This is a genomic window from Pseudoxanthomonas koreensis, from assembly GCF_010093225.1.
Lineage (GTDB): Bacteria > Pseudomonadota > Gammaproteobacteria > Xanthomonadales > Xanthomonadaceae > Pseudoxanthomonas > Pseudoxanthomonas koreensis.
On record NZ_PDWM01000001.1, the window covers coordinates 209,778 to 221,238 of the forward strand.

At 70.3% G+C, this 11,461-nt stretch carries 9 protein-coding genes; 5 read left to right on the top strand and 4 right to left on the bottom strand.

All coding sequences use genetic code 11. From position 1 onward, the window contains the following. Positions 1-5 precede the first annotated feature (5 nt). The 4 genes from CSC64_RS00900 (at position 6) to yeiP (ending at position 5,527) form a co-directional block, all read left to right on the top strand. A complete protein-coding gene (locus CSC64_RS00900; protein WP_162433430.1) occupies positions 6-1,157 on the top strand; it encodes a homocysteine S-methyltransferase family protein in 1,152 nt (383 codons plus the stop codon). Continuing rightward, the gene (gene metH, locus CSC64_RS00905; RefSeq protein WP_162433431.1) at positions 1,154-3,844 is read left to right on the top strand and encodes a methionine synthase; all 2,691 of its coding nucleotides are present in this window, start codon (positions 1,154-1,156) and stop codon (positions 3,842-3,844) included. Before CSC64_RS00900 ends, metH begins: the two co-directional genes overlap by 4 nt. 214 nt (positions 3,845-4,058) lie before the next feature. Next, positions 4,059-4,829, top strand: a complete 771-nt coding sequence (locus CSC64_RS00910; protein WP_162433432.1) for an SDR family NAD(P)-dependent oxidoreductase — start codon at positions 4,059-4,061, stop codon at positions 4,827-4,829. Positions 4,830-4,960: 131 nt separating this feature from the next. Continuing rightward, positions 4,961-5,527 (top strand): elongation factor P-like protein YeiP, encoded by a 567-nt coding sequence (yeiP, locus tag CSC64_RS00915; protein WP_162433433.1) that lies wholly within the window; start codon positions 4,961-4,963, stop codon positions 5,525-5,527. Between the two features lie 149 nt (positions 5,528-5,676). Here yeiP and CSC64_RS00920 read toward each other — a convergent pair whose 3' ends face one another. From CSC64_RS00920 to CSC64_RS00930, 3 genes are all read right to left on the bottom strand, one after another. Continuing rightward, a complete protein-coding gene (locus CSC64_RS00920; protein WP_162433434.1) occupies positions 5,677-7,515 on the bottom strand; it encodes a DUF7844 domain-containing protein in 1,839 nt (612 codons plus the stop codon). Positions 7,516-7,534: 19 nt separating this feature from the next. Next, complete coding sequence (locus CSC64_RS00925; RefSeq protein ID WP_162433435.1) at positions 7,535-7,858, bottom strand: DUF2388 domain-containing protein; 324 nt, start codon at positions 7,856-7,858, stop codon at positions 7,535-7,537. An 87-nt stretch (positions 7,859-7,945) separates the two neighbouring features. Continuing rightward, on the bottom strand, positions 7,946-9,334 hold the full coding sequence (locus tag CSC64_RS00930) for an FAD-binding oxidoreductase (RefSeq protein ID WP_162433436.1): 1,389 nt from the start codon (positions 9,332-9,334) through the stop codon (positions 7,946-7,948). A gap of 264 nt (positions 9,335-9,598) precedes the next feature. On the opposite strand from CSC64_RS00930, the gene serA reads away from it, so the two are divergent. Beyond that, complete coding sequence (serA, locus tag CSC64_RS00935) at positions 9,599-10,840, top strand: phosphoglycerate dehydrogenase (RefSeq protein WP_162433437.1); 1,242 nt, start codon at positions 9,599-9,601, stop codon at positions 10,838-10,840. 59 nt (positions 10,841-10,899) lie between these two features. Here serA and CSC64_RS00940 read toward each other — a convergent pair. Continuing rightward, positions 10,900-11,461: NUDIX hydrolase (locus CSC64_RS00940; RefSeq protein WP_425501640.1), on the bottom strand; the 562-nt coding region annotated here is incomplete at its 5' end.

Below are 11,461 nucleotides of genomic sequence, written 5' to 3' on the forward strand. Positions count from 1 at the left end.
GCCCCATGAGCCATCCCCTCCCCTGGCTGCATCCCGAGCGCGTCGCCCTGCTCGAACAGGCGCTGCGCGAGCGCATCCTCGTCATCGACGGCGCGATGGGCACGATGATCCAGCGCCACGAACTGCAGGAAGCCGACTACCGCGGCGGGCGCTTCGCCGACGGCTACGACTCGTTGCACGCATCACACGCGAAGGACCCGGCCGTGCATGGCCAGGCCGCCGACGGGAGCCACGTGCACGGCCCTGGTTGCGACCATGCCCCCCAGGGCCACGACCTCAAAGGCAACAACGACCTGCTGCTGCTGACGAAGCCGGAACTCATCGCCGGCATCCACCGCGCCTACCTGGAGGCCGGCGCCGACCTGGTCGAGACCAACACCTTCAACGCCACCTCGGTCAGCCAGGCCGACTACCACCTCGAACACCTGGTCTACGAACTCAACAAGGCCGGCGCGCGCGTGGCGCGTGAGCAGTGCGACGCGGTCGAGGTGGCCACGCCGGAGCGGCCGCGCTTCGTGATCGGCGTGCTCGGCCCGACCAGCCGCACCGCCTCGATCAGCCCGGACGTCAACGATCCTGGCTACCGCAACACCAGCTTCGACGAACTGCGCGCGACCTACCGCGAGGCGGTCGAGGGCTTGATCGACGGTGGCGCCGACACGCTGATGGTCGAGACCATCTTCGACACGCTCAACGCCAAGGCCGCGCTGTACGCGATCGAAGAAGTGTTCGACGCGCGCGGCGGACGGCTGCCGGTGATGATCTCCGGCACGATCACCGACGCATCGGGCCGCACCCTGTCCGGGCAGACCGCCGAGGCTTTCCACACCTCGCTGATGCATGCGCGGCCGCTGTCGATCGGGCTGAACTGCGCGCTGGGCGCCAAGGACCTGCGCCCGCACGTGGAAGCGCTGTCCGACGTCTCCCCGTACTACGTCAGCGCGCACCCGAACGCCGGCCTGCCCAACGCCTTCGGCGGCTACGACGAGACCCCGGAGGAGATGGCCGTGGTGCTGCACGAATTCGCCCGCTCCGGCCTGCTCAACCTGGTCGGCGGCTGCTGCGGCACCACGCCCGACCACATCCGCGCCATCGCCGAGGCGGTGCGCGGGCTGCCGCCGCGTCAGCCGCGCGTGGTCCTGGAGCAGGCGGCATGAGCAACACGCTGCCACGCCACACCCGCCTCTCCGGCCTCGAGCCGCTGGTCATCACGCCCGAGCTGCTGTTCGTCAACGTAGGCGAGCGCACCAACGTCACCGGCAGCGCCCAGTTCCGCAAGCTGGTCAAGGAAGACCGCTACGCCGAGGCGGTGGAGGTGGCGCGGCAGCAGGTCGAAAGCGGCGCGCAGATCCTCGACGTGAACATGGACGAAGGCCTGATCGATTCCGAGAAGGCGATGGTGCGCTTCCTCAACCTGATCGCCTCCGAGCCGGACATCGCGAAAATCCCGGTAATGGTCGATTCCTCGAAGTGGGAAGTGATCGAGGCCGGGCTGAAGTGCCTGCAGGGCAAGGGCGTGGTCAACTCGATCTCGCTCAAGGAAGGCGAGGCACAGTTCGTCGAACACGCGCGCAAGGTGCTGCGCTACGGCGCCGCGGCGGTGGTGATGGCCTTCGACGAGGACGGCCAAGCCGACACCTGCACGCGCAAGGTCGAGATCTGCACCCGCGCCTACCGGATCCTGGTGGACGAAGTCGGCTTCCCGCCGGAAGACATCATCTTCGACCCCAACATCTTCGCGATCGCCACCGGCATCGAGGAGCACGACAACTACGCGGTCGACTTCATCGAGGCCACCCGGATCATCCGCAAGACCCTGCCGCACTGCCATGTGTCCGGCGGCGTGTCGAACGTGAGCTTCTCGTTCCGCGGCAACGAGCCGGTGCGCGCGGCGATCCACTCGGTGTTCCTGTACCACGCGATCAAGGCCGGCATGGACATGGGCATCGTCAACGCCGGCGCGCTGCCGGTGTACGACGACCTGGACCCCGAGCTGCGCGAGCGGGTCGAGGACGTGGTCCTCAACCGCCGCGCCGACGGCACCGAGCGGTTGCTGGAGATCGCCGAGAGGTACAAGGGCAAGAAGGGCGAGAAGAAGACCGAGGACCTGGCCTGGCGCGGCAAGCCGGTGCGCGAACGCCTGGCCCACGCCCTGGTCCACGGCATCGACGCCTTCGTCGAGGAAGATACCGAGGAGGCACGGCTGCAGGCCGCGCGCCCGCTCGACGTGATCGAAGGCGCGCTGATGGACGGCATGAACGTGGTCGGCGACCTGTTCGGCGCCGGCAAGATGTTCCTGCCGCAGGTGGTGAAGTCGGCGCGGGTGATGAAGAAAGCGGTGGCCTGGCTGCTGCCGCATATCGAAGCCGAGAAGGCCCGCACCGGCGACAGCGGCAAGTCCAACGGCAAGATCGTGATGGCCACGGTCAAGGGCGACGTGCACGACATCGGCAAGAACATCGTCGGCGTGGTCCTGGCCTGCAACAACTTCGAGGTCGTGGACCTTGGAGTGATGGTGCCGGCGCAGAAGATCATCGACACCGCGATCGCCGAGAACGCCGACCTGATCGGCGTCTCCGGCCTGATCACGCCATCGCTGGAGGAAATGGGCCACGTGGCGCGCGAACTTCAGCGCCAGGGCCTGGCCACCCCGCTGATGATCGGCGGCGCCACCACCTCGCGCGCGCACACCGCGCTGAAGATCGACCCGCACTACAAGGCGCCGACCATCTGGGTGAAGGACGCCTCGCGCGCGGTCGGCGTGGCGCAGTCGCTGATCAGCCCGGAGCTGCGCGCGAAGTTCGTCGCCGCCAACGAGGCCGACTACGCCGAGATCCGCACCCGCCACCGCAACCGCGGCGACGCCAAGCGGCTGGTGCCGCTGGAGAAGGCGCGCGGGCAGCGCTTCGACGGCGACTGGGACGGCTACGTGCCGCCAGCGCCCAGGCAGCCGGGCGTGCATGTGTTCGACGACTATCCGCTGGCCGAGGTGATCGAAGTCCTGGACTGGACCCCGTTCTTCCAGGCCTGGGAACTGGCCGGCCGCTTTCCGGCGATCCTGGACGACGAAGTTGTCGGCGCGCAGGCCAGCGAGCTGTACCGCGATGCGCGGGCGATGCTGGACCGGATCGTGGCGGAGAAATGGCTGACGGCCAAGGCCGTGTTCGGCCTGTGGCCGGCGAACAGCGTCGGCGACGACGTGGTCCTTGAGCACGACGGCGGCGAGGCCATCCTGCACTTCCTGCGCCAGCAGGTCGACAAGCCGGTCGAGCGCCCGGACTTCTGCCTGGCCGATTTCATCGCGCCGAAGGACAGCGGCGTGCAGGACTGGATCGGCGCCTTCGCGGTCACCGCCGGCATCGGCATCGAGCCGCACCTGGAGCGCTTCCGCGCCGACCACGACGACTACAACGCGATCCTGCTCAAGGCCCTGGCCGACCGCCTGGCCGAGGGCCTGGCCGAACACCTGCACCGGCGCGTGCGCACGGAATTCTGGGGCTACGCCGCCGACGAGGCGCTGGACAACGAGGCCCTGATCGACGAGCAGTACCGCGGCATCCGCCCCGCGCCCGGCTATCCGGCCTGCCCGGAGCACAGCGAGAAGCGCACCCTGTTCGCGCTGCTGGACGCCGGGCGCAACGCCGGCATGGAGCTGACCGAGGGCTTCGCCATGCTCCCGACCGCGGCGGTGTCCGGCTACTACTTCAGCCACCCGAAGAGCCAGTACTTCGTGGTCGGCCGCGTCGGCAAGGACCAGGTCGCCGACTACGCCCGGCGCAAGGGCGTCGACGTGGCCCAGGCCGAGCGCTGGCTGGCCTCGAACCTGGACTACGACCCCGAGTAATACCGACCGGGTCGCCCCCTGCTTCCTGTAGGAGCCCACTTCAGGGGGCGACCCGACGAGGTCGGAAGGCACGACGTGATACCACGCGTGCTCCCCGGAGCGACTGCGTTGAACCCCGCTGCGTTCCGGCACCACCGGGTCGCCCCCTGAAGTGGGCTCCTACAGGGGGGAGCCGCGGCCCGTACAATGGGCGCCCCCTGCCCCGGAGCCCGCCATGCAGCCCACTTCCGTCCGCGCCGTGATCACCGGTGGCGTCTCCGGCCTCGGCCTGGCCGTGGCCACGCGCCTGGTCGCCGACGGCGGCAAGGTCGCCCTGCTCGACGTCAACGACGCCAAGGGTGCCGAAGCCATCGCCACGCTCGGCGACGCCAACGCCCGCTACTTCCGCACCGACGTCACCGACGAAGCCGGCGTGGCCGCCACCCTCGACGCCGCGCGCGGGTTCCTCGGCGGCCTCAACGCCGCGGTCAGCTGCGCCGGCATCCTCGGCTCCGGCCGCATGCTCGGCAAGGACGGCCCGATGCCGCTGGACGGCTTCGCCCGCACCGTGATGGTCAACCTGGTCGGCAGCTTCAACGTGGCCAAGGCCGCGGCCAGCCTGATCCAGCACAACGAACCGGGCGAGGACGGCGAACGTGGCGTGATCGTCAACACCGCCTCGGTTGCCGCCTACGAAGGCCAGATCGGCCAGGCCGCCTACTCCGCCTCCAAGGGCGGCGTGGTCGGCATGACCCTGCCGATGGCGCGCGAACTGGCCCGCTTCGGCATCCGCGTCATGACCATCGCCCCGGGCGTGTTCTGGACGCCGATGGTCGACGGCATGCCGCAAGCCGTGCAGGACTCGCTGGCCGCCACCATCCCCTTCCCCTCGCGCCTGGGCCAGCCGGACGAATTCGCCGATACCGTCGCCTTCATCCTGCGCACGCGGTACCTCAACGGCGAGACCATCCGCCTCGACGGTGCCACCCGCCTGGCGCCGAAGTGACCACCGCGATGCCATGCGCCGCCACGCGCGGATGCCTCGCACGGCCGCAGCCCAAGCCTCCTCCCGGGCGCGAGCGCGAGCCTGCCTGATCCACCACCGAATCCCCTTGCAGATCCAGACCGGTCGAACCCATGAGAGCCAGCGAAATCAAGAAAGGCAACGTCGTCGAGTACAACAACGGCGTCTACCAGATCCGCGACATCGAGCGCAGCTCGCCGCAAGGCCGCGGCGGCAATGTCCGCTTCCGTTTCATCATGTACAGCGTGCCCGGCGGGGCCAAGCTGGACGCCAGCTTCGACGCCGACGACAACCTGGTCGAGGTTGAACTGCTGCGCCGCCAGGCCACGTTCTCGTACAAGGACGGCGAGGCGTTCGTGTTCATGGACGACGAGGACTACACCCCGTACACCCTGGATCCGGACGCGATCGGCGACGCCGCCGGCTACATCACCGACGGCCTGTCCGGCATCTACGTGCAGGTGATCGACGAGCAGCCGGTGGCGATCCAGCTGCCGCAGCACGTGACCCTGGAAGTGATCGAGACCCCGCCGGAACTCAAGGGCGGCACCGCGACCAAGCGGCCGAAGCCGGCCACGCTCAGCACTGGCATCGAGATCATGGTTCCGGAGTACATCACCACCGGCGAGAAGATCCTGGTCAACACCACCACCGGCGAGTTCGGCGGCCGCGCCGACTGAGGCGGGACGGGTCCGTCCCCTGTAGGAGCCCACTTCAGGGGGCGACCGGGCAGGCTTTGGAGGCGCTGCGTTCAACCGCCCGGCTCCGGAGCGTTCGCGTCGAGCGCGGTTGCTCCAGACGGCCTCGGGTCGCCCCCTGAAGTGGGCTCCTACAGGGAGCTCGCGGGCTGGGCGGCGAGTTCGCGCAGGCGGACGCCCACCAGGGCCAGGTTGGCTTCGGTGCCTTCCAGCGCTTCGCGGCGTGCCGGCGACAGCAGGCCGCGGATGCCGGCCTCCAGGTTCGCCGCCTGCGCATCTCGACGGGCTGCGTCCTCGCGCACGCGGCCGGCCAGTACCGCGCGTTCCGCGTCCTGCGGCAGGCCGTAGCCTTCCACATCCTCCAGCCATGACGCCGGCCGGCTGAAGGCGCCGCCCAGGCGCAGGAACTCCTGCAGCGACCCGGCGATGTCGGGCCCGGCTTCGGCAAGGCCGCGCCCGCGGCCCAGCCAGCGCCGCTTGAGTTCGTCCCGGGCCAACGCCTCCTGCTGCCGCAACGCGGCCGCTTCCAGCACCAGCAGCGCGGCAGCACCGCGCAGGCCCGACGCGCGCAACGCGGGCTGGCGCGACAGCGGCGGCAAGGCCAACCATGCCGCGGCATCGGCCGGCTCCAGGCCCTGCTCATCGCGGGCCACGGCGTACATCGCGTCGTAGTGCGCGTCGGCCGCCTCGAAGTAGTAGCCCAGGCGGGCCTGCGCGGCCACGTCGCCGGGAATCCGCGACTCGTTGGTCGCGCCGGCCGCCCGCAGCCGCCGCAGCAGTCCGTTCGGCGTGATGCTGGCCAGCGGCAGCGCCGCCAGCCGCGGCACCGCGTCGTGCAGCAGCTTCCAGGTCTCCACCGCGCAGTTGTTGCTGATGAACAGGTAACGGCCGTCGTAGCTCCAGTGCAGTTGCGCCGCGCGCGTGGCCAGCGCCTCGATCTCGCCGCGCTCCAGCGCCAGCGGCACCGAGCGCAGGCCGCGCAGTTCCACCTTCGTGTACTCGTCCACCACCTGTCCCAGCGGCAGCGCGAACAGGCGCGAGGGGTAGGAGCCGGTCAGTCCGCGCCAGCTGGAGATCTGCACGTCGCCGACGAAGGCGCGGAACGAGAGCACCAGGTGGTGCTGCAGGTCCAGCCGGCAATCGGGGCCGCGCGGGCGTCCGGGCGCGCACACCACGATCCGCAGCATGCTGTGGCCCCAGCGGCTCATCGGCTGTTGGTTGCCTTCGGCCAGCAGGTAGTCGATTTCGAAGATGCGCTCCGGGTCCAGCGTGGCCGGCTCCCCGAACTCGCGCACCGCGTCACGGACGAACTGCAGCCCGGGCGCGCACGCGGCCGCCGCGTCCGCATCGACTGCCACGCCGAAGCGCGCATCGAACCAGGCCTGCAGCGCCGGGCGCCGGCAGCGGTAGTCCGGATCCAGCAGGTAGTGCTCGAGGTTGACCGCCACGTATTCGCGCGGCGACGCCAGTTCGTACGCGTCGGGACTGCGGTCGCGGAAATCGTTGCGCGCGCGCCGGCCCGGGCCCGGCACTGCGACCTGCCAGCCGGCCAGGTCGAGCAGGCGCGGGTCGGACGACAGGCGGCCGGACGGCGTGCGGTCGTAGAGATGGGCCAGTTCGTGCAGCAGCGCGGCCAGCGCCGCGCGGGTGGCCGGGTCGCCGTCGCCTGCGTCGGGAGCGCGCGCCATCCAGTCCTCGAGCAGGCGCCGGTCCAGGCCGATCGCCCGCCCGCGGGCGCGGCCATGCACGCCGGCGGGCAGGTCGTCGCGCCAGCGCAGTTCGACCGGACGATCCAGTGCGTCGCTCCAGGCCGGCGGCAGGCGCGACAGCGCCTGCGCGACCAGTTGCGCGCTTGCTTCCTGCTGCGCCGGCGTCAGTTCGCCCGTCGCCTGCAGCAGCGGCGCGGCAGCCGCGTCGGTGGCGGCGACCGCCAGCCATGCCGCGGCCAGCGCGGCCAGGAGGCGCCGCATCGCCCGGCCCTGCCGCGGCTCAGTCGCGGGCGAGGATCGCCCGCGCCAGCTCCAGGTCGCTGGCCTGGCGCGCGTCCGCATCGTGTTCGCGCATCACCCGCAGCGCAGCTTCCAGGCGGGCACTGCGCACGCGGCCGTCGCTGGCGACGAAACCGGCGGCATCCTCGCGCGCCTCGCGGACCAGCTTGTCGTTGCCCGAGGAGCTGTCCGAGGAAGCGCCGCTGCCGGCGGAGGAGGCGCCGGCCGAGGTACCCGCCGAAGTGCCGGCGAAGCTGCCGGCCAGCGCGGGCGTGGCCACGCACAACAGCGCAAGCGCGGCGGGGAGGACGATGGACTTCTTCATGTACGGGATCTTGGCTGCCGCAGGACCGCGGCCGGTGCGCAAAGACTAACCCGGACACTGCCACGGGTGCCGGAATTGCATCGCGGATCAGGGGTCGAACAGCTTGCCCGGGTTCAGGATCCCGTCCGGATCGAACACGCGCCTGACCCCGCGCATCAGCTCCACTTCGGCGTCGTTGCGGGTGCTGTCCAGGTAGGGCTTCTTGACCAGGCCGATGCCGTGCTCGGCGGAGATGCTGCCGCCGTGCGCCTTGAGCGCCTGCGCCAGCAGCTTGGTCACGTGCTCGCACTGGGCGACGAAATCGGCATCGGAGGTGTCGTCGGGCTTGAGCACGTTGATGTGCAGGTTGCCGTCGCCGATGTGGCCGAACCAGACCACCTCGAAATGCGGGTAGGCCTGGCCCAGCAGCGCCTGGGTTTCGGCCAGGAATGCCGGCATCGCCGAGATCCGCACCGAGACGTCGTTCTTGTAGGGCTTGTAGCGCGCCACCGCCTCGGTGATGCCCTCGCGCAGGCGCCAGATCTGCGCGGCCTGGGCGTCGGACTGGCTGATCGCGCCGTCGGCGACCCAGCCCTGCTCCATGCAGTGCTCGAAGGCGGCCATCGCCGCGACCTCGGTGGCCTCGTCGTCGCTGGCGAATTCGGTGACCACGTAGTACGGGTACTCCCCGTCCAGCGGCTTCTGCGCGCCGTGGGCGAGGACGTGGCGCAGGGCGCAGTCGGTGAAGAACTCGAACGCCTCCAGCCGCAGGCGGCCGCGGAACTCGGCGAACACCTGCATCAGCACTTCGAACGAGGGCAGCGCCAGCAGCATGACGTTGCTCGGCGGCGGCGGGTCGGTGAGGCGCAGGATGGCTTCGACGACGATGCCCAGGGTGCCTTCGGAACCGACCATCAGCTGGCGGAAGTCGTAGCCGCTGGAATTCTTGACCAGGCCGCGGTTGAATTCGAGCACCTCGCCGGCGCCGGTGACCACGGTCAGGCCAGCGATCCATTCGCGGGTGTTGCCGTAGCGGATCACGCGGATGCCGCCGGCGTTGGTGGCGATGTTGCCGCCGATGGTGCACGAACCGCGGGCGCCGAAGTCGACCGGATAGACCAGGCCGTGTTCGCGGGCGGCGTTATGCACCGCTTCGAGGACCATGCCGGCCTGCACGGCGAGGGTGCGGTCGACGGGGTCGAATCCGAGCACGCGGTTCATGCGTTCCAGGCTCAGCACCAGTTCGCCGTTGGCGGCGACGGCGCCACCGGACAGGCCGGTGCGGCCTCCGGAGGGGACGATGGCGACGCGATGGCGGTTGGCCCAGCGGACGATGGCCTGGACTTCCTCGACGGTGGCCGGGAGGGCAATGGCCAGGGGCGCGGGCGTCCAGCGCCGGGTCCAGTCGCGGCCGTAGTGTTCGAGGTCGGCGGGGTCGGTCTTCAGGCGCAGGTCGGGCAGCGTCTGCCGGAGGTCGGCCAGGCGAGGGTCGGTCATGGGGGGACTGGCTGGGGAAGCATGCGTGCGGGAGTGTCGAAGCGTGCCAGCGGCACTGTGTCGCGTCCAGCGCGGGAGCACGCCAACCACCCAATGCGTTTCACCCGCAACTTTACCCGCACCACCATTCCCCCAACCCACCACACACCGTGTTCCGCGCAACACCGCAAAACGCTTTGCCGCAGTGCGTCAAAACGCGTGTTCGTTCTGGCATAGTTGATCGCTCCCGCCGCCCCCATCGGCCATCACCGGAAGCCGCCGCGCATGTCGCCAAAGAAGACCTCGTTCCCGAAATCGGACATCCGCGTGCTGCTGCTTGAAGGGGTCAGCCAGACCGCGCTGGAGACATTCCGGGCGGCCGGTTACCAGCAGATCGAATTCCACGAGAAGTCGCTGCCGGAGGACGAGCTGAGGGCGCGGATCGCCGAGGCGCACATCGTCGGCATCCGCTCGCGCACGCAACTGACCGCCGGGGTGCTGGCGGAGGCCAAGCGGCTGATCGCGGTGGGCTGCTTCTGCATCGGCACCAACCAGGTCGACCTGGAGGCGGCCGAGCTGGGCGGCGTCCCGGTGTTCAACGCGCCCTACTCCAACACCCGGTCGGTGGCCGAGCTGGTGGTGGCGCAGGCGGTGCTGCTGATGCGCGGGATCCCGCAGAAAAACGCGGAATGCCATCGCGGCGGCTGGTCGAAGTCGGCCACCGGCAGCCACGAGGTGCGCGGCAAGACCATCGGCATCATCGGCTACGGCCACATCGGCACCCAGGTCGGCGTGCTGGCCGAGGCGCTGGGCATGCAGGTGCTGTTCCACGACATCGAGACCAAGCTGTCGCTGGGCAACGCGCGCTCGGCCGGCGGGCTGGACGAACTGCTGGCGCGTTCGGACGTGGTCACCCTGCACGTGCCGGAGACGCCTTCGACGAAGAACATGTTCGGCGCCGCGCAGATCGCTGCGATGAGGCGCGGCGCGCACCTGATCAATGCCTCGCGCGGCTCGGTGGTCGACATCGACGCGCTGGCCGCGGCGCTGGAGTCGGGCCACGTCGGCGGCGCGGCGGTGGACGTGTTCCCGGTGGAGCCCAAGGGCAATGCCGAAGCATTCGTCTCGCCGCTGACCCGGTTCGACAACGTGATCCTGACCCCGCACGTGGGCGGCAGCACGCTGGAGGCGCAGGACAACATCGGCGTGGAAGTGGCGGCCAAGCTGGTGCGCTACAGCGACAACGGCAGCACGCTGTCGGCGGTGAACTTCCCCGAGGTCACCCTGCCCGGGCACGAGGACAGCCTGCGCATCCTGCACATCCACCGCAACGTGCCGGGCGTACTGTCGAAGATCAACGAGATCTTCAGCCGCCACGCGCTCAACATCGACGGCCAGTTCCTGCGCACCGACGCGAAGGTCGGCTACGTGGTGATCGACGTGGCTGCCGACGAGGCGCAGGGCGCGGCGCTGCGCGAGGAGCTGGCGGCGATCCCGGGGACGCTGCGGACGCGGGTGCTGTACTGACGGGGCTGTACTGACGGGAGCCGGGCAGACGGGAGCCGGGCAGTCGGGCAAGCCCGGCTCTACCGCGCCAGCCACCTGGAAGCCATGCGCCGCATCGATCCGTCGCTGGCCGGATCGATGGCGACTTCGGCGACGTCGCGCCAGGCCAGGTCATGGGACTCTTCGCCGACCACGAACTGCTCGTCCGTCCCGGCGCGCACCACGTAGCGCACGTCGTAATGCCAGTGCCCCGGCACCTCGCCCCGCTCCGGGATCCAGTGCCGGTCCAGGTCGAAGATCGCCCCGTCCTCCAGGCGCAGTCCGGGCACGCCGGTCTCCTCTTCGGCCTCGCGCAGCGCCACCCGTGCCAGGTCGGCGTCGCCGTCGGCATGGCCTCCCGGCTGCAGCCAGCGGTCCAGCTTGCGGTGGTGGGTCAGCAGGGTGCGGCGGCCGTCGGCGCTGACCACCCAGGCCGAGCCGGTGAAGTGCCCTTCCAGGCGGGCGCGCAGGAACGGGCCACGGGTGTCGGCCAGCAGGACGAGGAACTCGTGGACGGTCTCGGCCTCGTCCGGCCAGCGCCGGCCGTAGTCGACGAGCTGGCTGGCCAGGGGGCGTTCTCCGGGAGGGGGCATCGACGGCGGG